Here is a 24,871-nt window from a genome sequence, read left to right as displayed (position 1 = left end):
GAGGGGATTGAAGATGACTTCCAGCCGTCGGACGAAGCTTGCGGTGATTGGCAGTGGGCTCATGGGAAGCGCGCTGGCGCGGGCGTTCGCCGCAGCGGGGCATGACGTCGCGGTGTGGAACCGGACCCCGAGCAAGGCGAAGGCCGTGGGCGGTGGCACCACCGCGTTCGAGAGCCTGGTGGACGCCGTCTCCGGACGGGAACTCGTGGTCGTCTCGGTGTCCACCTACGCCGCCAGCGCGGAGCTGTTCTCCTCGCAGGCCGTCGCGTCGGCCATGGCCGGAAAGACGCTCGTCCAGCTCACCAGTGGCTCACCGGCGGACGCCCGGAGCGGGCTGGAGTGGGCGAGGGCGCATGGCGTGGACTACCTGGACGCCGCGATCCTCACCTTTCCCGCGTTCGTGGCCACCGACTACGCGACGGTCTTCTACGCGGGCGCGCGCGCCGTCTTCGACCGGCACCTGGAGACCCTCCAGGCCATCGCGAAGAACTGCGTCTACGTCGACGAGAAGATCGGCTCCGCCGCGACGCTCGACTGCGCGATCCTGGAGGCCTTCTACGGAGGCTCCCTGGCGGTCCTCCACGCCGCGGCGATGTGCCAGGCGGAGGGGCTGGACCCCAAGGCCTTCTTCGCCCAGAAGAACTCCTTCCTGGGGTTGATCTCCGTCACCGCCGACGCCGCGCAGGGGATGATCGAGAACAACGACTTCACCGGCCAGCAGTGCAGCCTCAACACCCACGTCGCGGCCATCGAGCACATCGTCCGGCTGAGCACCGACGCCCGCATCAGCTCCCGCTTCCCCAGGGAGCTGCTGGAGAACTACCGGCGGGCGCTGGGCGCGGGCCTGGGTGAGCAGGAATTGCCCGCCGTGTTCCGCACCCTGAAGCAGGACTGAGCCGCCGTCCCTTCAGAACGTCGCGCGCTTCTCCAGGGTGGGAAGCGCCGCGTCCAGGCGCTTCGCCAGCTCCGGCAGCTTGATGGTGGGCACCGCCGGGAAGAGGTGGTGCTCCAGATGGTAGAACATGCTGAAGGTGATCAGGTTCTTCCACCCGGTGCGCTGGGTCCGCGCGAGCGCCGGGGCGTCCTGCGTGTCGTGATGCACGGTCCACACGGCGAAGAAGGCCGTCAGGCACTCGCCCAGGGCCATCGCCGCGACGTGGTAGACGAGGAAGTGAAGCCGCAGGTGGAAGACCCCCGCGACGAAGACCGCGACGGAGGCCAGCTCGAACAGGACGTTCCAGCGGTACTTCCTGTCTCCCTGCTGGAGCGTCACCTTGTGGATCAGGAACATGTGGACGGGGCCGTACAGGATGGCGCCGTACCAGGACATGCGCGCGGACTTCCCCTCGTAGTCACCCTCCGCCAGGGTGTACCGGTGATGTCTCAGGTGGTTGAACTTCACCGCGTGGAGTGAGACCACCATCAACACGCTGTTGAGATACAGCGTGAGCCAGGTCAGGAACCGGTTCGTGCCCAGCGCGTGGTGGAAGCCGTTGTGGACCTGTCTCAAGGCCGTGAGGAAGAAGAAGGCGGAGAAGGGCAGGGCCAGGGCGTAGTGCTCGAAGTACGCGAGCAGCATCGAGCACAGGAACCAGGGAAGGGTCAGGTTGTTCTCGATGAGGAGCTCCCGGGTCGACAGGGTCCTCAAGTCCTTCCACTGCACACCGCGGATCCGTTCCAGATGGACCATGCGGGGGATGATGCCCGACCGGGAGTGAAACAGCGACGTCTCGAATGTTCGAAACGGCACAGCCGCAAGAGCTGTCCAACCGGATTTCCACGTCTAATCACGAAGTGCGGTTTTCCTGGGCGTGCAGTGCCTACGTCCACTCCCGGGAGATTCGCATGCAGTCATCCAGACGAGGTCCAGCCCCGCTGTTCGCCGCCCTGTTGCTGGCGCTGATCCCGGCGGTCAGCGCCGCCCAGACGAGCACCGTGCAGCGCCTTGGCACCCCCAGCCTGTCGGCGCAGCCGGGCCAGGCCGTGACGCTGGCGATGCGGTTCAACGCCGTGCCCATGGCTGAGAACTACAACGTCTTCATCCACTTCATCGACCAGAACGGCGTGAACCACGCGCCCGCTGGCGCGGACCACCTTCCGCCAGTGGGAACGTCGCAGTGGAGCGGGGCCATTGCCTACAACCGCACCGTGACGCTGCCCACGTCGATGCCGCTGGGCACCTACGCCATCCGCGTGGGCCTCTCGCAGACCCACTCGCCGTGGGCTCGCGTCCCGCTGGCCATGGGCAGCGGCGTCACCGTCGACGACCAGCTCCGCTACACCGTCGGCACGCTCACCGTGGGCGCGCAGCAGCCCGCCACCACCCAGGTCCTCCAGCTCTCCACCCCGAACCTGTCCGGTCAGGCCGGGCAGAACGTGACGCTGGGGATGCGGTTCAACGCCGTGCCGATGAGCCAGAGCTATTACGTCTTCGTCCACCTGGTGGATGCCAACGGCGTGCAGTACCCCAACCTGGGCGCGGATCACCTGCCGCCCGTCAGCACGACCTCCTGGAGTGGCGCCGTGTCCTACAACCGCGTCGTGGCGCTCCCCACCAACCTGGCGTCGGGCACGTACACGGTTCGCGTGGGGCTCTACAGCATGACCGCTCCCTCCTATCCGCGCGTCGCGCTGTCCGCGGGCAGCGGCGTCACGGCGGACGGCGAGCTTCGCTACATCGTCGGCACGCTCACCGTCGGCGGCGGGCAGCCCTCCGGCAACGGTCCCGTGGGGCAGGACGCGAGCGCCTACGTGCTGACCTTCCAGGAGGAGTTCAACAACGGCTTCAACACCAGCGTGTGGAACGATCACATCTGGTACGAGTCCTCCAACCCGACCCTCAACTACGCGGTCCGCAATGGCGTCCTGAAGATCTGGCCGCAGCGCGACGCCAGCGGCAGCTTCTTCAACCGGACCCTCGACACGGACGGGAAGTACCAGCAGCGCTACGGCTACTTCGAGATGCAGGCGAAGCTGCCCATCGGCAGGGGCGTGTGGCCCGCGTTCTGGCTCCTCGCGCACCCGGGGGACCGCCGCCCTGAAATCGACATCATGGAGGCGTACCCGGGCGGTGGCCCCAACAGCGGCTGGGGCGACTCCAACCTGCACCCGGTCGCCTTCGCCGCCACCGTGTGGCCCAACGGCTCCAGCAACGCGCCCGCCGGCTCCCGCACGTTGCAGACGCCCGACCTGTCGGCGGCCTTCCACACGTACGCCGTGAAGTGGGAGCCGAACCGGCAGACGTTCTACTTCGACGGGCAGCCGTTCTACACCCTCGACATCACCATGGCGGACCCGATGTACATCCTGCTGGACCTGTGGTTCGGCAGCGCGAGCGGCAGCCCGGACAGCTCGACCCCGACCGGTGAGGGCAACGCGTTCGAGGTCAACTACGTGCGCGCCTGGCAGTTCCGGTAGCGGGACACCGCCGACGTGAAGCGAGGCGGTCAGGCCCTCATCGCCTGACCGCCTGTTTTTTTGTATGTCGCCCCGGCGGATGGACACCGGGAGCGACCGAATGATGCGGATGCGTCGGAAGTGGCCGTGGATTCTCTCGCTGGCGGCCGTGGGCCTCGCGGAGGCTTCACCGCCAGAGAAGCCGGACAGCGAGCGCGTGGCGCTCACCTCCGTGGATCCGGCGTGTTCCGCGGAGAAGAGCACGCGCTGTCTCTGCGTGGGGACGCCGGGCACGGCGACGGCGCAGCTGGAGGAGATCGGCGTGGACCTGGGCGCGCTGAAGACGGCCGGATGGCCCTGCGTCCAGGGAGACTTCGACAAGGATGGCCAGCCCGACTACGCGTTCCCGGGCAAGGGCTACTCGTGCAACGGCTCCGTGCCGGTGCGCGTGCTCTTCACGAAGGACGGGAAGGTGCGGGAGGTGCTCGCCCTGCCGCGCGAGGTGAGCTGCCTCCAGCTCTACGGCATCCGGTCCAAGCCGGGGCCCCAGGGCGTGCCCAGGACGGCGCGCCAGGGGCTGGTGGACTGGGGCGAGGGCAACGCCACCTGGGTCTACCTGTTCAACGGAAAGGCGTGGCGCGCATCCCGCCACCTCTCCGAGTCCCGGTAGGACGGGTGCTCTACCGGCCGGACTTCTTCCCGACGGCGGGCTTCACGGCGGCCGCCTTCGCGGGAGTCCCCTTCACGGGCGTGGCCTTCGCGGGGGCCGCCTTCGCGATGGCGGGGTTCCGGCGGGCGGCCTGCTCCGGGATGAGCAGCAGCTCGATGCGGCGGTTGCGCGCGCGTCCCTGCGGAGACGCATTGGCCGCCAGGGGCCGCGTGTCGCCGTAGCCCGCCGCGAGCATGCGCTTCGCGGGCACGCCGCCCTTGTCCTGGAGGTAGCGCACCACGTTGACGGCGCGCGCGACGGACAGCTCCCAGTTGGTGGGGAAGGTGGCCTGGAGCTTCTGCGTGGGCGGGGAGTCGTCGGTGTGGCCCGTCACCTGGATGAGCTTGTCATCCACCTTGGACAGCACGCCGCCCAGCCGGGTGAGGACCTCCTGGCCGCGCGCGCTGATGCTGGCGTCGCCCGAATCGAAGAGGACCTTGTCGACGAGGTCCACCTGGAGCCGGCCTCCGTCCTGCGTCAGGCGGATGGCGCCCTCGGCGATCTCCTTCTTCATCTTGTCCTGGAGGTCCTCGTAGGTGGCCTTGAGCCGGGCCAGCTCCGCCTCCTGCTCCTGCACCGTCTGGCTGAGCTGCTCCTTCTCCGTACTGAGCTGTTCCTTCTCCGTGGACAGCTTCGCGTGCTCCGCCTCCAGCGTGGCGAGCTTCGCCTCGAGCAGCTGCTTCGCCTCTTCCGCCGCGCTCGCGCGTGCGGCCGCGGAGGCGGCTTCCGCGTCCGCGCGGGTCGTGCTGCGATGCGACAGATACAGCACCAGTCCCGCGAGCCCCGCCACCAACGCCGTCACCAGCCAGGGGACCCAGGCCCTTCCGCGTTCCGTCTCCATGTCGCGACCTCCAGGGTGGAATGGATGGAGGCCACGCTAGTGAAGGGCCCCGGGTGCGCCTCAAGGCGACCCGGGTGCGTGCAGGTGTCTGGAGGTGCATTGTTCCAGCCAGGGCAGCCGGGACGTCAGTACATGGAGCAGAGGATGCCCACGCAGTCGCCCCCGGCGTTGTCTCGCGCGACGTTCCCGCCGCCGTTGAAGGCGGTGGGCGCATCGATGCCGACGCCCGCGTTGCCCAGGGCGACGTTGTTGATCAGCGTGGGAGTGCCAGGTGGCTCCACGCGGAGTCCGTCCCCGTCGTTGCTCAGGAACTGGTTGCCGCGGACGATGCCCGTGAGCGGGACGGGGGAGGACGTCTGCAGGTCGGACAGCGTCAGGCCGGCCGCGTTGTCATGGAAGGTGTTGCCCTCCAGGTACACGGTCAGGGCCGCGGTGCGGAGCCCGAGGCCATTGCGGGTGGCCAGCGTGTTGACCATCGCGAGCCGGTTCGTTTCCCAGACCGGCTGGATGGCGGGCGCGAACGCGGCGTTATCCGTCAGGAGCGAGTCCTCGAAGCGCATCTCGTTGCAGGTGTAGGGGCCGCCGAAGTCGATCTGCATCCTGCCCACCGCGTCGTTCCACGCGAGCGTGCTCCCGCGGATGCGGGCGGAGCCACCGAAGCAGTTGATGACCAGCCCATTGGACGTGAAGGTGGAGTCGACCACGTCGATGTGATGGAAGTCCGCGATCATCGCGGTCCCGTTGTGCGTGAAGGTTGATGACCTCACGTCGAAGAGCCCCGTGGACGCATCGAACTCGCTGCTCAGTCCCCGGCCGTTCCCACTCAGGCGGCACCGGGTGATGAGGAAGTTCGTATCCGCCTGGCTGTAGACGGCGATGTCGTTGTCGAGGAGCGCGAGCTCGTGCAGCCGCAGGCTCAGCGCGTTCGAGAACCAGGGCGTGATGACGCCCCGGCCGAACCCCTGCACCGTGCCGTTGCGCACCATCTTTGCGTTGTCGACCACGATGCCTTGCGAGTCCTCGTTCTCCGGGCCGGTGCGGCGCACGGTGTAACCGCCGAGGTCCAGCACGATGCCCTCGCCGTCGAGCCGGAGCGCGAAGGGCTCCGAGCCCGGACAGTTCAGGTCGCGCGTGAGGCGCGTGTGCTGGGTGAGGGTGTCGCCGCACCGGACGGGGCCGGCGGTGAACGTCACCTCGGCTTCCGCATCGGAAGGCGTCGTGCCACGGGCCTGGACGTCGGGCGCTCCCGTGAGCAAGGTGGTCACTGCCAGGGCCACGGCGAATCGGCGTGTCTGCTTCATGCTGCCTCCCCCGGGCCGGAGAAGTCCGGCCACTGGCGCAGAGGCTATTCACGGCGCACCTCACGGCTTCCCCCCCAGCGGTGTCAGCGCGCCGCCAGCGAGGCGACAGGGTGGATGCGCCCAAGGGTGAAGCGGCTACGGCGTCGTGAAGGGCTGACCGGGCTGGCTGTACTGCGCGTCGCTGACCTTCTCCATCCACTCGACGACCTTGCCGTCGAGCTGCTCCTGGATGGCGAGGTGGGTCATCGCGGTGGTGGGTGAAGCCCCGTGCCAGTGCTTCTGGCCGGGCGGCGTCCAGATGACGTCGCCCGGCCGGATCTCCTGGACGGGGCCGCCCCAGCGCTGGATGCGGCCGGAGCCCGCCGTCACGATCAGCGTCTGGCCCAGCGGATGGCTGTGCCAGGCGGAGCGGGCACCGGGCTCGAACGTGACGGAGGCGCCCGAAGTCCGCGCGGGCGCGTTCGCCTGGAACAGGGGATCGACGCGCACGGAGCCCGTGAAGTTCTCGGCGGGCCCCTTGCTGGAGGGCTGCGAGCCGCCGCGCGTGATGCTCAGGCCTCGCGAAGCGCCCGAGCCCGTGGCGGCGCTCCCTCCGTCGTGCGTCTGGGCGAACGCGGAAGTGACCAGGGACAACGAGATGGCGGTGGCTGCGATTCGCATGGCCTCTCCAGGGGTTACTTCAGGGTCGCGGCGTCGACGACGAAGCGGTAGCGGACGTCGGAGGCGAGCACGCGCTCGTAGGCGTCGTTGATCTTGCTGGCGGGGATGACCTCGATCTCCGCGCCGATGTGGTGCTTCGCGCAGAAGTCCAGCATCTCCTGCGTCTGCGGGATGCCGCCGATGAGCGACCCCGTGAACACGCGGCGGGGCATGAAGAGGGAGAACACGTTGACGGCCAGCGGCTCCGGGGGCGCGCCCACGTTGACCAGCGCGCCGTCCAGCGCCAGCAGGGACAGGTAGGCGTTCAGGTCGATCTTCGCGCTCACCGTGTTCACGATGAGGTCGAACGTGCCCTCGAGCTTCTTGAACGTCTCCGGATCCTTCGTCGCGTAGTAGTGGTGCGCGCCCAGCCGCAGGCCGTCCTCCTTCTTGCTCAGCGACTGCGACAGGACGGTCACCTCCGCGCCCATCGCGCGGGCGAACTTCACGCCCATGTGCCCCAGGCCGCCCATGCCCACGATGGCCACCTTCTTGCCGGGGCCCGCGCCCCAGCGGCGCAGCGGCGAGTACGTGGTGATGCCCGCGCACAGCAGCGGCGCGGCGGCGTCGAGCGGGATGCCTTCGGGGATCTTGAGGACGAAGTCCTCGGTCACGACGATGTGGGTGGAGTAGCCGCCCTGGGTGACCTCACCGTCGCGCCCGACGGCGCCGTACGTGCCGACCATCCCCTTGAGGCAGTGCTGCTCCTCGCCCTTGCGGCAGGACGAGCAGTCGCCGCAGGAGTCCACCATGCAGCCGACGCCCACGCGGTCGCCGACGGCGTGCTTCTTCACCTGGGCGCCGACCTGCGTGACGATGCCGGCGATCTCATGGCCGGGAGCGAGCGGGTAGGTCGTCCCGCCCCACTCGCCGCGGACGGTGTGGATGTCCGAGTGGCAGATGCCGCAGAACTTGATCTCGATGAGGACGTCGCGAGGGCCCAGCTCCCGGCGCTGGATCGTGATGGGGCCGAGGGGCGACGTGGCGGAGCGGGCCGCGTAGGCGTTGACGGTGGGCATGTGTCTTTTCTCCAGGGAGTTGGGGCCGCGGGGCCCTGTTCACGGGAAGAGAGATACGCGCCGGACCCATGGATGACTACGCGCGCGGAGGCCAATAGGCTCTTAACCCGTGCTTAACAGTGGGTTCGAAGGCGGTCTTCGCGAATGAATACGGCGCCCTTCACGCAGTTGCAGGTGTTCCTCGCGGTGGCCCGGCTGCGCAGCTTCAGCGGCGCGGCGCGCGAGCTGGGCGTCTCCACGGCGGCGGTGAGTCAGTCGGTGCGGCAGCTGGAGGAGCAGCTGCGCGTGGTGCTGCTCACCCGCACCACGCGCAGCGTATCGCTGACGGACACGGGCAGGCGGCTCGTGGAGGAGGCGGGCCCGTCGGTCGGTCAGACGCTCGCCGCGCTTCGCGAGGTCTCCGCGCGGCCAGGAGAGGCCGTGGGCCGGGTCCGGCTGACGGTGCTGACGGCGGCGGTGCCCTACGTCATCGCCCCGGTGGTTCCCACCTTTCGAGCGCGTCACCCTCGGGTGGAGTTGGAGGTCGTCGTCGAGGACCGCCTGGTGGACATCGTGGCGGAGGGCTACGACGCGGGCGTGCGGCTGAGCGAGGCCATCGAGCGCGACATGGTGCAGGTGCGGCTCACCGACGCGTTCCGCTTCGTGGTGGTGGGCTCGCCCGCCTACCTCCAGCGCCACGGCACGCCCCAGAAGCCCGAGGACCTGCTGCGCCACGAGTGCATCACCTTCCGCTCGCAGACGACCGGGAACCTCTACCCCTGGGAGCTGGAGCGCGGACGCAGGAACTGGCGCGTGCCGGTGCGAGGCGGCGTCGTCAGCAACGACCTGCACCTGCCCGCGGCCCTGGCGGAGGCGGGCGTGGGGCTGGCGTATGCCTTCGAGCCGGTCGTGGCGGAGCCGCTGCGCACCGGGCGGCTCGTGCGGGTGCTGGAGGCCTACGCGCCCGTCGTCCCCGGCTTCTTCCTGTACTACCCCAGCCGCGCGCAGCGCTCGGCGCCGCTGCGACTCTTCGTCGAAGCCGCGCGCGAGCTGGCGCTGAAGTCCTTTTGAAGACAGCTCAGCGGCCGGTCAGCTTCTCCAGGGCCTCGGGATAGCGGGCTCCCTGCGCGGTGAGCTTCGCCGCGGCATCCGTGAGGTCCCGGACCTCGTCCGCCGTCAGCTCCACCCGGGCCGCGCCCAGGTTCTCCGCCAGGCGGTGCGGCTTCGTGGTGCCAGGGATGGGGACCATCCACGGCTTGCGCGCCAGGACCCAGGCGAGCGCGAGCTGCGCGGGCGTCACCTTCTTCCGGGCCGCGACGCTGTCTAGCAACTCGACGAAGACCTGGTTCGCCTTGCGTGCCTCCGGCGTGAAGCGTGGAAGGATGTTGCGGAAGTCGTTCTTGGCGAGCTGGGAGGCGTCAGGCAGCTTGCCCGTCAGGAAGCCCTTACCCAGGGGGCTGAACGGAACGAATCCGATGCCCAGCTCCTCGAGGGTCGGAAGGATCTCCTTCTCCGGCTCACGCCACCACAGGGAGTATTCGCTCTGGAGGGCGGTGACGGGCTGGACCGCGTGCGCGCGGCGGATCGTCTTCGCGCCCGCTTCGGACAGGCCGAAGTGCCGGACCTTGCCCTGCTGGATCAGCTCCTTGACCGCGCCCGCGACGTCCTCGATGGGCACCTCCGGATCCACGCGGTGCTGGTAGAACAGGTCGATGACGTCGGTCCGGAGCCGCTTGAGCGAGGCCTCGGCGACCTGCTTGATGTGCTCGGGGCGGCTGTCGAGGCCCTCCTGCTTGCCGTCAGCGCTCAGCTTGAAGCCGAACTTCGTGGCGATGACCACCTGTCCACGAACGGGGGCCAGGGCCTCGCCGACAAGCGTCTCGTTCGTCCAGGGCCCGTAGACCTCGGCCGTGTCGAAGAACGTGACGCCCTGGTCCACGGCCGACCGGAGGAGGGAAATCATCTCCTGCTTGTCCGCGGGCGGACCGTAGCCATGGCTCATGCCCATGCAGCCAAGCCCGATGGCCGAGACCTCCAGGTTGCTCTTTCCGAGTCTGCGCTTCTGCATCGTGTTCTCTCCCGTGTGCTGTTCCGTCGGGAAGAGAGATACGGCCTGGACCCGGCCCGGACTATACGCAGGGGGACCAATGGCCTGTGAAGCGCAGGTTCATAATGAGGCGGCGGGGCCACGCCCGGTCAGCGGGGCCCGTGAGCCTGGCGTCGCGTTACTGCGCGCTCACGCAGTACAGCTGGCTGCATTCGGTGTAGGCGTCATTGCACGCCTGGATCTCCTCGATGTCGCCGTACTTCACGCGCCGCAGACAGGCGGTCCGCTCCGTGGCGCAGTCCGCGCAGGTCGCCGCCAGCTCGTCGCCGCTCGACGCAGGAGCGCTGTCTGGGGGGAAGCAGGCATATCCGGATGCGCCACAGGTGGAGGCGCGCATGACCACGAAACAGGGCTCATCGCAGTAGGTGGGCTCGGAACAGACGTCAGTGCACTGGATGGGCAGGGCGAAGCTCACCGCCGGGGAAAAGACAAGGGCGGCTGCGACGGCCAGCAATGGATTGAGGCGCATGGCGACTCCGACGAAAGGGTGGGCGCGCAGTCTGATCCCAGCCACGCCGTCTGGACATCGCGGCTTGCCGCTATTGACAGCCATGGCCAGGCACCCGGGTTGGGTGTGAGTGTTCAGTGGATGGCATTGAAGCCGTAGGTGTCTGTCGTTGATGCGGGGGGTGACGTCTGCTGCCCGGCGTGCCTGGCTTTGCGCAGGCACGTCCCCCACATCCCAGGAGTGCAGATGAACGCGCTGAGGAAGTCCCTGAACGCTGTCGCCGCCATCCTTGCCGTTGCCCCCGCCGCTGCGTTTGCCTATCCGCCGCAGTGCTGGGATGTCTGCACGGGCCGCTGCGACCAGATCTGTTACGAGGGGACCTACCGCACCACCTGTGGCGAGTCGGTCGGATGCGGCGCGCGCGCGCAGCCTTCGGAGGAGACCGCCTCTGTCTCCTCGGAACAGACCCAGCCGTCCGAGGACACCGCGCCGGTCTGCGACGCCGCCCAGCCGGAAGTGGAGCAGACCCCGACCGCCGAGAGCTGAGCGGTCCCGCGCATCCGCGAGGCCCGGCGCCATGTCCGGGCTTCGCGGTTCAGACCAGTGCCGCGGCCAACGCGTCGAGCGCGCGCTCCTGCTGGACGGAGAGCCGTACCGCGGGCCGTGCCTGCCGCACCCGAGCGAGTGCCGTCTTCGCGTCTGGCGCATCTCCCCGGGCCACGAGCAGCGCCGCGGCGATCATCCCCGTGCGCCCATGTCCCTGCGCGCAGTGGACGTACAGGGGACCGGGCAGGACGGCCAGCTCGCGAAGGACCGGGGCCACGCGCTCCACGGGCAACGTTGAAGCATCCAGGATGGGCAGCGACACGTAACGGCAGGCACTCCGGATGCCTTCGGGTTCGATGAACTCGGAGGTCAGGTCGAGCACCGCGCTGACACCCGCGGGCAGCTCGCCGGGCAGCAGCCGGCGTCCCACCAGGACCCCTGGCACCACTTCATCAAGGACACGCTCCCGGGAGATGCGCCGTGCGAGATGCCACGTGCCCCACGTGAGCAGCAGATAGGGCAGGAGCGCGAGCACCGCCAACGGACGCATCCGTCCATCCGCTTGTTTGCCGAAGGCCCGCGCACCCGCGCCGGCATAGGCGATGGCCACGATGGCGAAGCTCACCGAAGGCCACAGCAGCACCCAGGCCGCGCCCTGGATCCGCTGGGCCAGGAAGGCGAGGAGCACGGCGGCGGTGGTGAAGACGAACGTGTACTTCATCTTCAGTCCACGCGGACCAGGACGCCGTCCCCGTGCTTCGCGGCCGTGACGTGGAAGGCGCGGAAGAGGTCGAAGCGCTCGCGGAGCCACTGCCAGGCCTCGTCGATGTCCTCCTCGCGAGGACACTTATAGACGCTCGCCTGTCGCAGACGCTCGACGGTGAAGTGCTCGCGGTGCGCGTCGAACGGGAAGGCCTCCAGCATCCGGGCAATCCGCTCCACCGTCTCCGGCCGCGTGTAGCGCAAGGGCACACCCTGGGGTGCCACCACATGCGGGGCGATCTCTGCCTCTCCCCGGATCGCGATGCCGGCCAGGGAGTCGTCCTCTGCCTCCGGCGCGTTCCTGCGCCGGGCGGACAGGACGAAGTGCAGCTGATCCCATCTCCGGTGGAGGTCGACCTGTTGTGTCGCCAGGTCGGGACGCGTCCGCAGCAGGTCCCTCACGGACTCCAGCAGATCGAGCTCGTCGGAATCCGGACCACCCGGCGCCAGGCTCTCCTCACGAGGATCCTTGAGCAGCCGGGTGACGGAGATCAGCCATCCGCCCACGCCGGTGTTCCGCCGGGCCAGCTCTAGAAGAGGAGCGCCGCCGGGAAGGGCCTGGTAGCTCGCATCGAGTCCCATGCGGCCCTTCCTAGCAGCTCCGGCGCCATCGGTTCAGCTAGCCCGCGCTGTTCATCTGCACGGCCTATTTCGGCACCCAGACGGCGACCCAGTCGATCTGCACGTTGCCCGCGGCGCTGTCGCTCGGCGGTGTGCCGCTCAGGTCCGTCTCTGTCTGGAGGACCCAGTGCATGGGCGTGCTCGGCACCCGGCTGGTCTTGTCCAGGATGACCGCGCCATCCAGGATGAACCGGCACCGTCCCGGGCTCCACTCGATGACGGCCGTGTGCCACGACGTGAAGCGCGCGCTCGATGAGGCGGCATCCTGGTCCCCACCGGACGTGCCGTTCTGCCGGTGCATGAAGCCGGAGAGGGTGCCGTCCAGGTCGCCCTCCGGGAAGTCGATCTCCCCGTCGCGAGGCCACACCTCGCTGTCCGGCCAGAGCAGCCACGCGACCTTGTAGCCAGGCACCGCGTCCGCACGGAAGCGCACCGCGTAGCGACCCGCCGGGAGCCCACCCGAAGCGTTCGCGCCGGGGATCTTCGGCAGCACCGCGGCCACCCTGTGCACACCGCTCTCCGTGTGCAGGGACTTGTTCAACACGCCGTTCTGGATGCTGACGACCTTCGACGGCGAGTACGTCCCGTTCTTGCTCGTGTCCTTCCATCCGTCCGGGTACACGCTCCACTTCGATGACACCGCCGCGGGGAACTGGCCCACCGGAACGTTCGTCGTGAAGTCGTCGGTGAACACCTGCCGCCAGCCCGTGAGGTCGCCCACCGGCATCGGCTCGCCAGAAGGATTCGAGCCGCCGCCCGTGGGCTCCAGCGTGATGGCGTCCACGAGGATGGCATTGCCCGAAGTCGCCTGCGTCTGGAGGACGTAGACATCCACCGTGTCACCGACGCGCTCCACGGTTCCGGTCACGGTGAGCCGCTGGAAGCTGGTGGTCAGCGTCGCGTCCGCCGTGAAGAGCTTGTACGTCGTCCCGGAGGCGTTCTTCTCGCGGAGGATGAGGCTGACCGGCTTGCCCACCGTGCCGGTGTTGCCCGCGGCGACAAACGCCGTCGCCGTATAGGCCTGTCCCTGCGGCGCGTTCGCGATTCCGCTCTGCGCGCCGTCCAGCGAGTAGAGCGTCGCCGCGCCGCTGACGGTGACGCGAGCGACATACTGCCCGTTGGGTGCGCCAGTGCGCGCCTCCCGCGTCAGCGTTCCCTGCCAGCTGGACCAGCCGTTGGTGTTCGTCTCGAAGGACGTGTTGGTGATCACCGAAGCCAGGGACGCGGAGGCCTGCGCCAGGGCCTCGGCTTCAGGCCCCGGGCTGCAAGCGGTCGCCAGCGGGATGGCCAGCAACAGCGCCCAGGCAGTGCGAAGGACAGGGGACCCACTCATGGCACTCTCCGTGAAAATCTGGGAATGTCCGTCTAATTGTAAATACCAGATGCGGCGTATCGGACAAGCCCACCGGTGCCTGCGTCTCCCACTCCGGGCGTGCATGGCCATCCTCGGCCGAAGAGGAGAGAGACGCCATGCCCACCGATGCGAAGAAGCCCTCCGATTCCGGCCTGGATCCGCATGCCCGTGCGTTCCTGGAGCAGTTGAAGACAGCGGGCGGACCCGCGCTCGAAACCCTGCCTCCCGTGGATGCGCGTGCCGTGCTGCGGAGCGTGCAGTCGGGAAAGAGCGCGAAGAAGCCCGCCCGCGTCGAGGACCGTGTCCTGCCGGTAGGCCCCGACGGCCGGGTTTCCGTCCGCATCGTGCGTCCCGCGGACGTGTCGGAAAGGCTGCCCGTGGTGCTCTACCTCCACGGCGGTGGCTGGGTGCTGGGTGACAAGGACACGCACGACCGGCTGATCCGGGAACTGGCCGTGGGCAGCCGGTGCGCGGTCGTGTTCATCAACTACACGCCCGCGCCGGAAGGCCAATACCCAGCGCAACTCGAGCAGGCCTATGCCGCGCTCCAGTGGGTCGCGAAGAACGGCGGCGAAGCGGACCTGGATGGTCAGCGGATCGCCGTGGCGGGGGACAGCGCGGGCGGGAACCTGGCGGCGGCGCTCACGCTGGTGGCGAAGGAGCGCGGCGGCCCTCGCATCCTCCAGCAGGTGCTGTTCTATCCCGTCACGGATGCCCGCTTCGACACGGCCTCGTATGAGCGTTACGCGGACGGCTACTTCCTCACCCGGAGCGGAATGCAGTGGTTCTGGGACAACTACGCCCCGGACTCCTCCGTCCGCACGGAGCCCCTGGTCAGCCCCCTGCGCGCGACGGACGCGCAGCTGCGAGGTCTGCCTCCCGCGCTCATCCTCAACGGCGAGTGCGACGTGCTCCGCGACGAAGGCCAGGCCTACGCACGCAGGCTGGTGGACGCGGGCGTCCCGACGCTGGCCCTCCAATACGAAGGGATGATCCACGACTTCGTGATGCTGGATCCGCTGGCGGACTCACTCGCCGCGCGCAACGCCATTGCCCAGGCATGCCTGACGCTGGCGGAAGCGCTGGGCACGCGGCGGCAGGTGGACGCGACGCTCACGCTCCAGCCCGCGCAGGTCCGCGAGCGGGAGAACGCACGTCACTGACTCGGGCCCGCGTCCAGCCACGCGGCCAGCACGTCCGCGTGGCATGGGCCCGGCTTGCACCAGCAGCCCAGCCGCTTGCCGCGCAGCGTCCGCACGTCGCGCAGGAAGTCCGCGTCGTGCTGCGTGCGCAGCTCCAGGTACCAGCGGAAGGATTCGAACGCGTCCGGGCCGGGCGCCATGCGCCGCTGGGCCTCGTCGCGGATCCGCTCGGCTTCGTCGGCGGGCAGCTTCGCCAGCCAGGGCTCGAAGTACGTGCGGATCATCGCCTTCCAGGTCTTCACGCCCCCGGGCTTGAACGGGTTGCCGAAGCGGCCCGGCACCGGGTTGAGCGGGCCGGGCTTCGCCCAGGCACGGAAGGCGCGGCCCACGTAGACGTCACAGGCGTCGTGCACGTGCACCGCGGTGGTTCGGGATTCGGACATGGCGCGTCCATCGTTAACAGACGCGCCCACCGTGCCGCATGGCGGGGAAGGGGAGCACTCCAGGAACGCTCCCCGGCCCCGTCAGCAGGCAGGGGTCAGTAGGGGAGGATGCCCTGCTTCTCGTGCGGCGTCTCCGTGTACGTGGACTTGAAGACAGACCCCGCCGCGTTGAGCACCGCTCCCGCGGCCTCCACGGACCCCTGCCGGATGTTGCCCTTGCGGAAGCTCTCGAAGGCGTCCTTGGTGAAGCCGACGACCTCGCGCTGGTGCGCGTTGATCTCGCTGCGCTTCCCGTTCTCCACCTTCTTGACGTTGTCGATGACGCTGTCCCGCGAGCGGTCGGAGATGCCGACGCCCTTCTTGTCCAGGAAGTAGTTCATCCCGTTGACCTGCTGTCCGTAGACGGACTTCGCGCCGTCCGACGTGCGGTCGATCTGCAGGCGGGAGGGGTTCTTGAACGTGTAGCTGCTGATGGACTTGAGCATGGTCTTCCTCGCTGGGGGCGGCGGCTCCTGGCCCCGCCCGCGGTAGGTGCTGCGTTGAAATGATTGTCGGGGCGTGTGCGCGAGAGTTTCCTGAAGACTTTCATTCGCGCACGTATACGTCATTTGTCGTATGCCAGCCTTCACGGGGCCTCCGCAGTGGTCAGGCCCGCCGGAAGACGGCAACGTAGTTCGTGGTCATGATCGCCAACCTCCACGACGCCGAAATCCCGAAGCCCGTGCTCGAAGTCATCACCCGCCTGCGCGAGCTGGGCCATCCCACCTACCTGGTGGGCGGCTGCGTGCGGGACATGGTGCGCAAGGTCCATCCCAAGGACTTCGACGTCGCGACGAGCGCCCTGCCGGAAGAGGTCCAGCGCGCCTTCCGCAAGGTCATCCCCACCGGCATCCAGCACGGCACCGTGACGGTCGTCACCGGCGGCAACCACGTGGAGGTGACGACGTTCCGTTCGGAGGGGGACTACCTGGACGGACGGCGCCCCAGCTCCGTGTCCTTCGAGCGCGACATCGTGAAGGACCTGTCCCGGCGCGACTTCACCATCAACGCCATGGCGTACAACCCGCTCGACCGCGAGCTGGTGGATCCGTTCGGCGGACAGGTGGACCTGCCCGCGAAGCTCATCCGCTGCGTGGGCTCCGCGCTGGAGCGCTTCTCCGAGGACGGCCTGCGCCCCCTGCGCGCCGTGCGCTTCGCCGCCGTGCTGGGCTTCACCCTGGACCCCGCCACGCGCGACGCCATCCCCGCGACCCTGGCCGTGTTCCGCAAGGTCGCGCTGGAGCGCGTGCGAGAGGAATTGCTCAAGCTGCTGCTGTCCCCCCGCGCGGAGACGGGGCTGCACCTGCTCGCGGACACGGGGCTGATGGAGTGCTTCCTGCCGGAGGTGGCCCGCGCGGACGCGGAGGCCGCCCGGCTCGCCCGAGCCGCCGTGCAGGCCGCGCCGCTGGACGCGGACCTGCGCATGGCCACGCTGCTCGCGGACATCGACACCGCGACGCAGGCGAAGGACCTATGCCTGCGCCTGAAGTTCCCCAACAAGTCAGCCGACCTCATCGGCCTGCTCGTCGAGCACGCGAAGCTGGAGACGCGCGTCCAGGACACGGACCCCGCGCTGCGCCGGCTGCTCGCTCGCGTGGGGCTGACGAACCTGCCCGCGCTCCTGTCCGTGGCGAAGGCCCGCGTCCAGGTCCGGGCGCCGGAGCAGCTCCCCGCGCTGGAGGCGCTGGCCTCGCGGCTGGAGGCGCTGGCCGCCGCGAAGCCTCCGCTGTCCGCGAAGGAGCTGGCGCTCACCGGCGGCGACATCATGAAGACACTGGGCATCGGCCCCTCGCCGAAGGTGGGCGAGGCGACCCGGTACCTGGTGGAGACGGTGCTCGATGATCCGTCGCTGAACACCGCGGACGAGCTCCGCGCCCGGCTCACGGCCTGGGCGGCCCGGAGCCATTGAGAAGAGGGCCTCCTCGCCGGCCGGAGGGCAGGGGAGGGGGCCTGGAGCGCCTCGGGCCGTGCGTCCCGGCCCGGGGGCGTGTAGGAAGGAGCCCCATGCGAGTCGTCGTTGCCATGAGCGGTGGGGTGGATTCCTCGGCCGCCGCCGCCCTGCTCAAGGAGCAGGGCCACGAGGTCATCGGCATCACCCTGCGCGTCTGGTCCTACGAGGGCGCCGCGAAGTGCGGCAGTTGCTGCAGTCCGGACGACATCGACGACGCCCGCGCGGTGGCCCAGACGCTGGGCATTCCGTTCTACGTGGCCAACGCCGAGGAGATCTTCCAGGACCGGGTCGTCAACCCGTTCGTCCAGTCGTACCTGGGCGGCAAGACGCCCATCCCGTGCGTGAGCTGCAACCGCGACGTGAAGTTCAATTTCCTCCTCAAGCGCGCCCGTGCGCTGGGCGCCCGGCTCGCCACCGGCCACTACGCCCAGGTGGAGGAGGTGGACGGCCGCTTCCACCTGCGCCGCGCCGTGGACGCCGCCAAGGACCAGAGCTACTTCCTCTTCACGCTGGGCCAGGAGGAGCTCAAGGACGTCCTCTTCCCGGTGGGCCACCTCACCAAGGCGGAGGTGCGCGCCGTCGCCGAGCGCCACAACCTCCCCACCACCCACAAGCCGGAGAGCATGGAGATCTGCTTCGTGCCCGACGGCGACTACGCCGGCTTCGTGGAGAAGGTCGCCGGCCCGCAGCCCTCCGGCGAGGTCGTGGATCCGGACGGCAAGGTGCTGGGCACGCACAACGGCATCCACCGCTTCACCGTGGGGCAGCGCAAGGGGCTCAACCTGGGCGGCGGCGAGGTGCGCTACGTGCAGCGCCTGGAGCCGGAGACGAACCGCGTCGTCGTGGGCCCCGCGGAGGGCACCGGCCGCGCGCAGTTCGGGCTGCTCCAGCCGCACTGGGTGGACGGGCCGCCCCCGCCGGAGCAGGCCGTGGAGGTCCGCATCCGCCACCGCCACGCGGGCGCACCGGGACGGATCCACATCTCGCAGCACGGGCTGGTGTCGGTGAAGCTGGACGAGCCCGCGCGCGCCGTCACGCCCGGCCAGGCCGCGGTGGTCTACGACCGGGATCGCGTGCTCGGCGGCGGGTGGATCGTCTGATCCCACCCGGCGCGTCCGGCGCCTGACTTCAGGCCTCGCGCGCACGCGTCCGGCGCGGTCTCCGTGAATTTGACCCGCCTGGGGGTGGGGCGTAGCTTGCGCGCACGCTGTCGCTACAGGCCGTTACACGGCCCGAGCGCGCAATGAGGTTTGCCCCGCCATGCGTGACGCCCACCGGATGAAGGAGAAGTTCGACGTCTCGTTGGACAACCGGCAGATCGTCAGCCTGTTGATCGCCGGCATCGTCGTGCTGGGCGCCGTGTTCGTGCTGGGCGTCGTCGTGGGCAAGAAGCTCTCCGGCGACGCGCAGACCGCCGCCGCCCCGGACCTGCTCTCCGCGCTGGACGCCAACGCGCAGGTCCTCAACGACGCGCGCCAGGAGCCGCCGCTCACCTTCCCGGACGAGCTCACCCGCAAGACGGGCTCCGAGCCCCTCCCGCCGCTGCCCAAGCCCGCCGCGAAGCCGGAGGCCCCCAAGGCCACCGCCGCCGCCGCGAAGCCCGAGGTGAAGCCGGAGACGAAGCCCGCGGAAGCCCCCAAGGTCGCCGCGAAGCCCGCCGCCCCCGCCCCCACGCCGGACCCCGACACGGGCGAGCTGCCCGCCATGGACGCCGCCGAGGAGGACGCCATCGCCAACGGCAAGCCCGTCGCGAAGCCGGAGCCGGTGAAGCCCCAGCCGAAGCCGGAGCCGGCGAAGGTCGCCACCGCGAAGCCAGAGCCCGTGAAGCCGGAGCCGGTGAAGGGAAAGGTGGAGGAGACGCCGGTCGCCACCCGCACCGCCGTGCGTGACGGGGGCATGAAGGAGGCCATCGCCCGGGCCCAGGCGCTGCCGGCCGAGCCGCCGCGCCCCTCGGAGGCCGTGAAGGGTGGGGCGTTCACGCTCCAGCTCTCCGCCTTCCAGAGCCGCCAGGACGCCGACCGTTTCGCCGCGCGGTTGCGAGACCGGGGCTATGCCCCGTATATCCTGGCGGCGGAGGTGCCCGGAAAGGGCACCTGGTACCGCGTCCGGATGGGCAGCTTCGCCAGCAAGGAAGCCGCGGGCCGGTACCTGACGGACTTCAAGCGCGAGACCCAGCTCGACGCGTACGTGGCCGGCACGAACTAGCGCTGCTGGGCAAGGAAGAGACGAAGCAACATGACGACGACGAAGCGGGTGGAGAAGCCCTGGGGTCACGAGCTCATCTGGGCCCACACGGAGCGCTACGTGGGCAAGCTCCTGCACGTGAAGGCCGGCCACAAGCTGAGCCTCCAGTTCCACAACGTCAAGGACGAGACCATCCACGTCCAGAGCGGCAAGCTCCTCTTCGTCGTCGACGAGGGTCAGGGCCTCATCGAGAAGGAGATGAACCCCGGTGAGAGCTACCACATCAAGCCGCTGACCAAGCACCGCATGGTCGCCATCACCGACTGCGACATCCTCGAGGTCAGCACCCCCGAGCTGAACGACGTGGTCCGCCTGGAGGACTCCTACGGGCGCACGGGCACCAGCGCCCCGTAGCCTTCGCTGTACCGCGAGCCGGCGCGCCCTGCGGGTGCGCCGGCCGCTGACGCGACGTCACTCCTTGGGCTTCGCCACCGGGTTCGGGTTGCGCGTCCACTGGTCCACGGTGCCGTCGCCGTCCAGGTCCTCGCCAATGCGGTCCACCTGGCCGTTCTCCCAGTACTCCCAGTAGTCCACCCGGCCGTCGTGGTTCGCGTCGCGCTCCTTCCGCACGAGCGTGTCGTTCTCGTAGTAGAGCCACGAGTCCGCGCGCCCATCGCCGTCCAGGTCGCGCTCGCCCTTCGTGCGCTTGCCCTCGGCGTAGTGGTACGTCGCGTCCACCTTGCCGTCGTAGTCCAGGTCCATCACCTCGCGGACCTTCGCGCCCTGCGGATCCAGGTACTGGGTGACGTCCACGCGGCCGTCCCAGTTCAGGTCCAGCTCCTTGCGCACGAGCACGTCCTTCACCCGGTACTCCCAGACGTCCGTGCGGCCGTCGCCGTTGGCGTCCAGCTCCGTCACGGTCTCCCCGGGGTCCTGCTTCCCCCGGATGCCTTCCGCCTCCGGACGTTTGCGCGCCGCGTCAGGGTTCTCCGCCGCCTTCTGGGAGGCACAACCTGAGAGCACGCCTGCCGCGAGGAAGCCCAGGAAAATCAAACGGTTGCCAGAAGCCAAGGTGCCTCCCAAGCCGGTGGGGCGCCATGTTCGCGCCGCTTCACTTCCGTGCTTTCGCAGGCCACGTCATTCCATATATTTTCACGTATCGCCATGGCCCGAAAGAAAGTCAGCACCACCATCTACATCACTCCGGAGCAGAACGAACTGCTCAAGGCGCTGAACCAGAAGACGAAGGTGCCCGTGGCCGAATACATCCGGCAGGGCATCGACCTGGTGCTGGAGAAGTACAAGGCGCAGCTGCCGGGCCAGGCGACCTTCGACGAACTTTCCTGACGAACGAGGCGTGACGTGACGAGCATGCGTGGCAAGCGGGCGGTGGTGCTGGGTGGGGCCGGATTCGTGGGCTCGCACCTGTGTGAGCGGCTGCTGGATGACGGCGCGGAGTCCGTCCTCGCGGTGGACAACCTCATCACCGGAAACGAAGCGAACGTGCGCACGCTCAAGCCGCGCGCGGGCTTCCAGTTCGTGAAGCAGGACATCACGGAGGGGCTGGAGGTGGACGGGCCGGTGGACTTCGTCCTCAACCTGGCCTCGCCCGCGTCGCCCATCGACTACGCGAACCTCCCCATCGAAACGCTGCGCGTGGGCTCCATCGGCACGGAGAACGCGCTGAAGCTGGCGGAGAAGAAGAAGGCCGTGTTCCTCATGGCCTCCACGTCGGAGGTCTACGGCGATCCGCTGGTGCACCCCCAGAAGGAGGATTACTGGGGCAACGTGAACCCCATCGGGCCGCGCTCCGTCTACGACGAGGCCAAGCGCTACTCGGAGGCCATCAGCGCCGCCTACGAGCGCAGCCGGGGCGTGAACGTCCGCATCGTGCGCATCTTCAACACCTACGGCCCGCGCATGCGCCTCAACGACGGCCGCGTGGTGCCTGCCTTCGTGGGCCAGGCGCTCAAGGGCGAGGACTTCAGCGTCTTCGGTGACGGCAGCCAGACGCGCTCGTTCTGCTACGTGAAGGACCTGGTGGACGGCCTGGTGCGGCTGATCCTCTCGGATGTCCGGGGCCCGGTGAACATCGGCAACCCGCGCGAGATGACCATCAAGCAGTTCGCGGAGGCCGTGCGCGAGGCCGCCGGTGGGGGTAGGCAGATCGTCTACCACCCGCTGCCCAAGGATGATCCGAAGCAGCGTCAGCCGGACATCACCCGCGCGCGCACGCTGCTGGGCTGGGAGCCCAAGGTGAAGCTGGAAGATGGTCTGCGGGACACCATCGCGTACTTCCGAGAGGTTGCCGGTCGCCCCTCTGGAGCATAGGTTGGCCGCGCGCGAGTGAACGCGAGGTAGACGACGGTCCGGCCCCCCTCTGGCGGCCGGACCGGGGGAGAACGGCGTGAAAGTCCTGGTAACGGGCGGCGCGGGCTTCATTGGCTCGCACGTGTGCGATGAGTTCCTCCGCAATGGCCACGAGGTCATCGCGCTGGACAACCTGACGAGCGGCAAGAAGGAGAACCTCGATCCGCGCGTGCGGCTGGCCGTGCACGACATCCGGAGCCCGGAGGCCGCGGAGCTCATCCGCACGGAGAAGCCGCAGGTGCTCTGCCACCTGGCCGCCCAGATGGACGTGCGCAAGAGCGTGGAGGACCCCAGCTTCGACGCGGACGTGAACGTCCGCGGCATGCTCAACCTGCTGGAGGCCTCGCGCCAGTCCGGCGTGAAGAAGGTCATCTTCAGCTCCACCGGCGGCGCCATCTACGGCGAGCAGGACTACTTCCCCGCCCGCGAGGACCACCCGACGCGCCCCGTGTCGCCCTACGGCGTCTCCAAGGCGGCGGGCGAGCTGTACCTGGGCTACTACCGGGCGCAGTACGGCCTGCCGTACGTCGCCCTGCGGTACGCCAACGTGTACGGCCCCCGGCAGAACCCGCATGGCGAGGCCGGCGTGGTGGCCGTCTTCAGCAAGCGCGTCGTCGCGGGGCAGGGCTGCACCATCTTCGGCGAGGGCAAGCAGACGCGTGACTTCGTCTTCGGCCCGGACGTGGCCCGCGCCAACTACCTGGCCGCCCAGAGCGACTATGTGGGCGCCGCGAACATCGGCACCGGCGTGGAGACGGACATCAACCGCCTCTACGAGCTCATCGCGCAGGCCGGCGGCAGCTCGCTGAAGGCCGAGCACGCGCCGGGCAAGCCGGGCGAGCAGCTGCGCTCGTGCATCGACGCGTCCCACGCGAAGAAGGTGCTGGGCTGGGAGCCGTCCGTGCAGCTGGCGGAGGGCCTGCGCCTGACGCTGCAGTTCTTCCGCGAGCAGGCCGCCGGGCCCGTCCGCGCCCGGGGCTAGCGCTTTCCGCGGTCCCCCCGGCCTGGACGCCGGGGGGAGCCGCGGAGGAATACCGGGCGTCAGGTGGGTGGAGTGCCCGGCGGGCAGGAGTGCGCCGGTCGTGGATTTTCGGGCGGTTCGGTGTTACCTACGCCCGCTTCGCGACCGACGAGCGCCCTGAACATGCCGGCTGAAAACGCGCACATCCGCAACTTCTGCATCATCGCCCACATCGACCATGGAAAGTCGACGCTGGCCGACCGCCTCCTGGAAAAGACAGGCACGCTGACCAAGCGTGAGGCGCAGGCTCAGTTCCTCGACAACATGGACATCGAGCGAGAGCGGGGCATCACCATCAAGGCCCAGTCCGTGCGGATGACGTACACCGCGAAGGACGGCCAGAACTACGTCCTCAACCTCATCGACACGCCGGGACACGTGGACTTCGCCTACGAGGTGAGCCGCAGCCTCGCCGCGTGCGAGGGCGCGCTGCTCGTCGTGGACGCGACCCAGGGCGTGGAGGCGCAGACGCTGGCCAACGTCTACATGGCGCTGGACCACAACCTCGAGATCATCCCGGTCATCAACAAGATCGACCTGCCCAGCGCGGACGTGGACCGCACGCGCGGGGAGATCGAGGACGTCATCGGCATCGACGCGTCCGTCGCGGTGCCGGCCTCCGCGAAGGAGGGGCTGGGCATCCACGACATCCTGGAGTCGGTGGTGAAGCGCGTGCCGCCGCCGCAGGGGTCGCCGAGCGCGCCGCTCAAGGCCCTCATCTTCGACTCCTGGTACGACAACTACCGGGGCGTGGTGACGCTGGTGCGCGTGCTGGAAGGCACGCTGAAGCTCAAGCAGAAGATCAAGATGTTCAGCAACAACAAGGTCTTCGAGGTGCAGGAGTTGGGCGTGTTCAGCCCGTTCTCGCGCCCGGTGACGCAGCTCATGGCGGGCGAGGTGGGCGTCCTCGTCGCGAACGTGAAGGAGCTGCAGGACGCGAAGGTCGGCGACACCGTGACGGAGGAGGCGCGTCCCACGGAGACGGCCTTCCCGGGCTTCAAGGAAGTCAAGCCGATGGTGTTCTCCGGCATCTTCCCGGTGGACTCCGCCGACTACGAGAACCTGCGCGACGCGCTGGCGAAGCTGACGCTCAACGACTCCGCCTTCACCTACGAGCCGGAGTCCTCCACGGCGCTGGGGTTCGGCTTCCGCTGCGGCTACCTGGGCCTGCTCCACATGGAGATCGTCCAGGAGCGCCTGGAGCGCGAGTACAACCTCAACCTCATCACCACGGCGCCGTCGGTGGTCTACCGGATCACCACCAGCAAGGGTGAGGTGATGCTGGTGGACAACCCGGCGAAGCTGCCGCCCACGCAGAACATCGAGAAGTTCGAGGAGCCCATCCTCACCTGTCACATCCACGTGCCCAACGAGCACCTGGGCGCCATCCTGAAGCTGTGCCAGGACCGGCGCGGCGTGCAGAAGGACATGAAGTACCTGGGCTCCAGCGGCACGCGCGTGCAGGTGACGTACGAGATGCCCATGGCGGAAGTCGTGTTCGACTTCTTCGACCGCCTCAAGAGCGTGTCGCGCGGCTACGCGAGCCTGGACTACGAGCTGTCCGCCTACGCGGAAGCGGACCTGGCGAAGCTGGACATCCTCATCAACGGCGAGCCGGTGGACGCGCTCAGCGTCATCGTGCACCGCGAGCGCGCGTACCTGCGCGGCCGCGAGGTCTGCGAGAAGCTCAAGGAAGTGATTCCCAAGCAGATGTACGAGGTGGCCATCCAGGCCGCCATCGGCGCGAAGATCATCTCCCGCGAGACGATCTCCGCCATGCGCAAGAACGTCCTTGCCAAGTGCTACGGCGGCGACATCAGCCGCAAGCGCAAGCTCCTGGAGAAGCAGAAGGAGGGCAAGAAGCGCATGAAGCAGGTGGGCACGGTGGAGATTCCGCAGGAAGCCTTCCTCGCGGTCCTCAAGACGGAGCAGTAGCCCC

27 protein-coding genes are annotated in these 24,871 nt (G+C 68.9%); 14 read left to right on the top strand and 13 right to left on the bottom strand.

Annotation, left to right across the window (positions count from 1 at the left end):
- Positions 1–13: 13 nt before the first annotated feature.
- The gene (locus JYK02_RS10670) at positions 14–895 is read left to right on the top strand and encodes an NAD(P)-dependent oxidoreductase (protein WP_207050817.1); all 882 of its coding nucleotides are present in this window, start codon (positions 14–16) and stop codon (positions 893–895) included.
- Positions 896–907: 12 nt separating this feature from the next.
- Here JYK02_RS10670 and JYK02_RS10665 read toward each other — a convergent pair whose 3' ends face one another.
- Positions 908–1,648, bottom strand: coding sequence for a fatty acid desaturase (locus JYK02_RS10665; protein WP_207050816.1), 741 nt, complete (start codon positions 1,646–1,648; stop codon positions 908–910).
- Positions 1,649–1,845: 197 nt separating this feature from the next.
- Here JYK02_RS10665 and JYK02_RS10660 point away from each other — a divergent pair, with 197 nt between their 5' ends.
- The gene (locus JYK02_RS10660) at positions 1,846–3,417 is read left to right on the top strand and encodes a glycoside hydrolase family 16 protein (protein ID WP_207050815.1); all 1,572 of its coding nucleotides are present in this window, start codon (positions 1,846–1,848) and stop codon (positions 3,415–3,417) included.
- A gap of 109 nt (positions 3,418–3,526) precedes the next feature.
- Positions 3,527–4,066, top strand: coding sequence for a hypothetical protein (locus JYK02_RS10655; protein WP_242588637.1), 540 nt, complete (start codon positions 3,527–3,529; stop codon positions 4,064–4,066).
- 10 nt (positions 4,067–4,076) lie between these two features.
- Here the strand turns inward: JYK02_RS10655 and JYK02_RS10650 are convergent, their stop codons facing one another.
- The 4 genes from JYK02_RS10650 to JYK02_RS10635 form a co-directional block, all read right to left on the bottom strand.
- Positions 4,077–4,946: an OmpA/MotB family protein gene (locus tag JYK02_RS10650; protein ID WP_207050813.1), complete on the bottom strand. Its 870-nt coding sequence runs from the start codon at positions 4,944–4,946 to the stop codon at positions 4,077–4,079.
- A gap of 125 nt (positions 4,947–5,071) precedes the next feature.
- Positions 5,072–6,247: a right-handed parallel beta-helix repeat-containing protein gene (locus JYK02_RS10645; RefSeq protein WP_207050812.1), complete on the bottom strand. Its 1,176-nt coding sequence runs from the start codon at positions 6,245–6,247 to the stop codon at positions 5,072–5,074.
- 135 nt (positions 6,248–6,382) lie between these two features.
- The gene (locus tag JYK02_RS10640) at positions 6,383–6,907 is read right to left on the bottom strand and encodes a (R)-mandelonitrile lyase (RefSeq protein WP_207050811.1); all 525 of its coding nucleotides are present in this window, start codon (positions 6,905–6,907) and stop codon (positions 6,383–6,385) included.
- A 14-nt stretch (positions 6,908–6,921) separates the two neighbouring features.
- Entirely contained in the window at positions 6,922–7,965 is a 1,044-nt protein-coding gene (locus JYK02_RS10635) for an NAD(P)-dependent alcohol dehydrogenase (RefSeq protein ID WP_207050810.1), read from the bottom strand.
- 144 nt (positions 7,966–8,109) lie between these two features.
- Between JYK02_RS10635 and JYK02_RS10630 the strand changes: the two genes are divergently transcribed.
- Complete coding sequence (locus JYK02_RS10630) at positions 8,110–9,015, top strand: LysR family transcriptional regulator (protein WP_207050809.1); 906 nt, start codon at positions 8,110–8,112, stop codon at positions 9,013–9,015.
- A 7-nt stretch (positions 9,016–9,022) separates the two neighbouring features.
- Here the strand turns inward: JYK02_RS10630 and JYK02_RS10625 are convergent, their stop codons facing one another.
- Positions 9,023–10,012, bottom strand: coding sequence for an aldo/keto reductase (locus tag JYK02_RS10625; RefSeq protein WP_207050808.1), 990 nt, complete (start codon positions 10,010–10,012; stop codon positions 9,023–9,025).
- A gap of 157 nt (positions 10,013–10,169) precedes the next feature.
- Complete coding sequence (locus JYK02_RS10620; protein WP_207050807.1) at positions 10,170–10,520, bottom strand: hypothetical protein; 351 nt, start codon at positions 10,518–10,520, stop codon at positions 10,170–10,172.
- A gap of 225 nt (positions 10,521–10,745) precedes the next feature.
- Here JYK02_RS10620 and JYK02_RS10615 point away from each other — a divergent pair, with 225 nt between their 5' ends.
- A complete protein-coding gene (locus tag JYK02_RS10615; RefSeq protein ID WP_207050806.1) occupies positions 10,746–11,045 on the top strand; it encodes a hypothetical protein in 300 nt (99 codons plus the stop codon).
- A gap of 49 nt (positions 11,046–11,094) precedes the next feature.
- Here the strand turns inward: JYK02_RS10615 and JYK02_RS10610 are convergent, their stop codons facing one another.
- The 3 genes from JYK02_RS10610 to JYK02_RS10600 all read right to left on the bottom strand — a co-directional run bounded on the left by JYK02_RS10610 (position 11,095) and on the right by JYK02_RS10600 (position 13,761).
- Positions 11,095–11,766 (bottom strand): tyrosine-protein phosphatase, encoded by a 672-nt coding sequence (locus JYK02_RS10610; protein ID WP_207050804.1) that lies wholly within the window; start codon positions 11,764–11,766, stop codon positions 11,095–11,097.
- A gap of 2 nt (positions 11,767–11,768) precedes the next feature.
- Positions 11,769–12,389 carry a DUF1877 family protein gene (locus tag JYK02_RS10605; protein WP_207050802.1) on the bottom strand — a complete coding sequence of 207 codons (621 nt, stop codon included), beginning with the start codon at positions 12,387–12,389 and terminating at the stop codon, positions 11,769–11,771.
- A gap of 64 nt (positions 12,390–12,453) precedes the next feature.
- Entirely contained in the window at positions 12,454–13,761 is a 1,308-nt protein-coding gene (locus tag JYK02_RS10600; RefSeq protein ID WP_207050800.1) for a carbohydrate binding domain-containing protein, read from the bottom strand.
- A gap of 137 nt (positions 13,762–13,898) precedes the next feature.
- On the opposite strand from JYK02_RS10600, the gene JYK02_RS10595 reads away from it, so the two are divergent.
- Positions 13,899–14,945, top strand: coding sequence for an alpha/beta hydrolase (locus JYK02_RS10595; RefSeq protein ID WP_207050798.1), 1,047 nt, complete (start codon positions 13,899–13,901; stop codon positions 14,943–14,945).
- Here JYK02_RS10595 and JYK02_RS10590 read toward each other — a convergent pair.
- Positions 14,939–15,367, bottom strand: coding sequence for a DUF4326 domain-containing protein (locus JYK02_RS10590; protein WP_207050796.1), 429 nt, complete (start codon positions 15,365–15,367; stop codon positions 14,939–14,941). The two genes, JYK02_RS10595 and JYK02_RS10590, sit on opposite strands and share 7 nt — an antisense overlap.
- Positions 15,368–15,462: 95 nt before the next feature.
- On the bottom strand, positions 15,463–15,852 hold the full coding sequence (locus JYK02_RS10585; RefSeq protein ID WP_207050794.1) for a hypothetical protein: 390 nt from the start codon (positions 15,850–15,852) through the stop codon (positions 15,463–15,465).
- Between the two features lie 197 nt (positions 15,853–16,049).
- Here JYK02_RS10585 and JYK02_RS10580 point away from each other — a divergent pair, with 197 nt between their 5' ends.
- The 4 genes from JYK02_RS10580 (at position 16,050) to JYK02_RS10565 (ending at position 19,955) form a co-directional block, all read left to right on the top strand.
- Positions 16,050–17,315 (top strand): CCA tRNA nucleotidyltransferase, encoded by a 1,266-nt coding sequence (locus JYK02_RS10580; protein WP_207050793.1) that lies wholly within the window; start codon positions 16,050–16,052, stop codon positions 17,313–17,315.
- Between the two features lie 95 nt (positions 17,316–17,410).
- Positions 17,411–18,457, top strand: coding sequence for a tRNA 2-thiouridine(34) synthase MnmA (gene mnmA / locus JYK02_RS10575; RefSeq protein ID WP_207050792.1), 1,047 nt, complete (start codon positions 17,411–17,413; stop codon positions 18,455–18,457).
- A gap of 160 nt (positions 18,458–18,617) precedes the next feature.
- Positions 18,618–19,562: an SPOR domain-containing protein gene (locus JYK02_RS10570; RefSeq protein WP_207050790.1), complete on the top strand. Its 945-nt coding sequence runs from the start codon at positions 18,618–18,620 to the stop codon at positions 19,560–19,562.
- Positions 19,563–19,592: 30 nt separating this feature from the next.
- The gene (locus JYK02_RS10565) at positions 19,593–19,955 is read left to right on the top strand and encodes a cupin domain-containing protein (protein ID WP_014397344.1); all 363 of its coding nucleotides are present in this window, start codon (positions 19,593–19,595) and stop codon (positions 19,953–19,955) included.
- Between the two features lie 57 nt (positions 19,956–20,012).
- On the opposite strand, the gene JYK02_RS10560 is transcribed toward JYK02_RS10565, so the two are convergent.
- A complete protein-coding gene (locus JYK02_RS10560; RefSeq protein WP_207050788.1) occupies positions 20,013–20,612 on the bottom strand; it encodes a hypothetical protein in 600 nt (199 codons plus the stop codon).
- A gap of 93 nt (positions 20,613–20,705) precedes the next feature.
- Between JYK02_RS10560 and JYK02_RS10555 the strand changes: the two genes are divergently transcribed.
- From JYK02_RS10555 to lepA, 4 genes are all read left to right on the top strand, one after another.
- On the top strand, positions 20,706–20,888 hold the full coding sequence (locus JYK02_RS10555) for a ribbon-helix-helix domain-containing protein (RefSeq protein ID WP_014397342.1): 183 nt from the start codon (positions 20,706–20,708) through the stop codon (positions 20,886–20,888).
- Positions 20,889–20,912: 24 nt separating this feature from the next.
- A complete protein-coding gene (locus tag JYK02_RS10550; RefSeq protein WP_120546417.1) occupies positions 20,913–21,872 on the top strand; it encodes a UDP-glucuronic acid decarboxylase family protein in 960 nt (319 codons plus the stop codon).
- A gap of 76 nt (positions 21,873–21,948) precedes the next feature.
- Positions 21,949–22,893: an NAD-dependent epimerase/dehydratase family protein gene (locus tag JYK02_RS10545; RefSeq protein ID WP_207050786.1), complete on the top strand. Its 945-nt coding sequence runs from the start codon at positions 21,949–21,951 to the stop codon at positions 22,891–22,893.
- 162 nt (positions 22,894–23,055) lie between these two features.
- Complete coding sequence (lepA, locus tag JYK02_RS10540) at positions 23,056–24,867, top strand: translation elongation factor 4 (protein ID WP_207050785.1); 1,812 nt, start codon at positions 23,056–23,058, stop codon at positions 24,865–24,867.
- Positions 24,868–24,871 lie beyond the last annotated feature (4 nt).

Source organism: Corallococcus macrosporus (assembly GCF_017302985.1).
Lineage (GTDB): Bacteria > Myxococcota > Myxococcia > Myxococcales > Myxococcaceae > Corallococcus > Corallococcus macrosporus_A.
The sequence above is the reverse complement of the archived record's forward strand: the minus strand, read 5'-3'. Positions and strand labels throughout refer to the sequence as shown.

What these genes read in the sequence shown, in the direction of transcription:
- JYK02_RS10670 (WP_207050817.1), top strand. Translation starts at nt 14, where the DNA reads ATGACTTCCAGCCGTCGGACGAAGCTTGCGGTGATTGGCAGTGGGCTC.
- JYK02_RS10660 (WP_207050815.1), top strand. Translation starts at nt 1,846, where the DNA reads ATGCAGTCATCCAGACGAGGTCCAGCCCCGCTGTTCGCCGCCCTGTTG.
- JYK02_RS10655 (WP_242588637.1), top strand. Translation starts at nt 3,527, where the DNA reads ATGCGTCGGAAGTGGCCGTGGATTCTCTCGCTGGCGGCCGTGGGCCTC.
- JYK02_RS10650 (WP_207050813.1), bottom strand. Translation starts at nt 4,946, where the DNA reads ATGGAGACGGAACGCGGAAGGGCCTGGGTCCCCTGGCTGGTGACGGCG.
- JYK02_RS10645 (WP_207050812.1), bottom strand. Translation starts at nt 6,247, where the DNA reads ATGAAGCAGACACGCCGATTCGCCGTGGCCCTGGCAGTGACCACCTTG.
- JYK02_RS10640 (WP_207050811.1), bottom strand. Translation starts at nt 6,907, where the DNA reads ATGCGAATCGCAGCCACCGCCATCTCGTTGTCCCTGGTCACTTCCGCG.
- JYK02_RS10635 (WP_207050810.1), bottom strand. Translation starts at nt 7,965, where the DNA reads ATGCCCACCGTCAACGCCTACGCGGCCCGCTCCGCCACGTCGCCCCTC.
- JYK02_RS10630 (WP_207050809.1), top strand. Translation starts at nt 8,110, where the DNA reads ATGAATACGGCGCCCTTCACGCAGTTGCAGGTGTTCCTCGCGGTGGCC.
- JYK02_RS10625 (WP_207050808.1), bottom strand. Translation starts at nt 10,012, where the DNA reads ATGCAGAAGCGCAGACTCGGAAAGAGCAACCTGGAGGTCTCGGCCATC.
- JYK02_RS10620 (WP_207050807.1), bottom strand. Translation starts at nt 10,520, where the DNA reads ATGCGCCTCAATCCATTGCTGGCCGTCGCAGCCGCCCTTGTCTTTTCC.
- JYK02_RS10615 (WP_207050806.1), top strand. Translation starts at nt 10,746, where the DNA reads ATGAACGCGCTGAGGAAGTCCCTGAACGCTGTCGCCGCCATCCTTGCC.
- JYK02_RS10610 (WP_207050804.1), bottom strand. Translation starts at nt 11,766, where the DNA reads ATGAAGTACACGTTCGTCTTCACCACCGCCGCCGTGCTCCTCGCCTTC.
- JYK02_RS10605 (WP_207050802.1), bottom strand. Translation starts at nt 12,389, where the DNA reads ATGGGACTCGATGCGAGCTACCAGGCCCTTCCCGGCGGCGCTCCTCTT.
- JYK02_RS10600 (WP_207050800.1), bottom strand. Translation starts at nt 13,761, where the DNA reads ATGAGTGGGTCCCCTGTCCTTCGCACTGCCTGGGCGCTGTTGCTGGCC.
- JYK02_RS10595 (WP_207050798.1), top strand. Translation starts at nt 13,899, where the DNA reads ATGCCCACCGATGCGAAGAAGCCCTCCGATTCCGGCCTGGATCCGCAT.
- JYK02_RS10590 (WP_207050796.1), bottom strand. Translation starts at nt 15,367, where the DNA reads ATGTCCGAATCCCGAACCACCGCGGTGCACGTGCACGACGCCTGTGAC.
- JYK02_RS10585 (WP_207050794.1), bottom strand. Translation starts at nt 15,852, where the DNA reads ATGCTCAAGTCCATCAGCAGCTACACGTTCAAGAACCCCTCCCGCCTG.
- JYK02_RS10580 (WP_207050793.1), top strand. Translation starts at nt 16,050, where the DNA reads ATGATCGCCAACCTCCACGACGCCGAAATCCCGAAGCCCGTGCTCGAA.
- mnmA (WP_207050792.1), top strand. Translation starts at nt 17,411, where the DNA reads ATGCGAGTCGTCGTTGCCATGAGCGGTGGGGTGGATTCCTCGGCCGCC.
- JYK02_RS10570 (WP_207050790.1), top strand. Translation starts at nt 18,618, where the DNA reads ATGCGTGACGCCCACCGGATGAAGGAGAAGTTCGACGTCTCGTTGGAC.
- JYK02_RS10565 (WP_014397344.1), top strand. Translation starts at nt 19,593, where the DNA reads ATGACGACGACGAAGCGGGTGGAGAAGCCCTGGGGTCACGAGCTCATC.
- JYK02_RS10555 (WP_014397342.1), top strand. Translation starts at nt 20,706, where the DNA reads ATGGCCCGAAAGAAAGTCAGCACCACCATCTACATCACTCCGGAGCAG.
- JYK02_RS10550 (WP_120546417.1), top strand. Translation starts at nt 20,913, where the DNA reads ATGCGTGGCAAGCGGGCGGTGGTGCTGGGTGGGGCCGGATTCGTGGGC.
- lepA (WP_207050785.1), top strand. Translation starts at nt 23,056, where the DNA reads ATGCCGGCTGAAAACGCGCACATCCGCAACTTCTGCATCATCGCCCAC.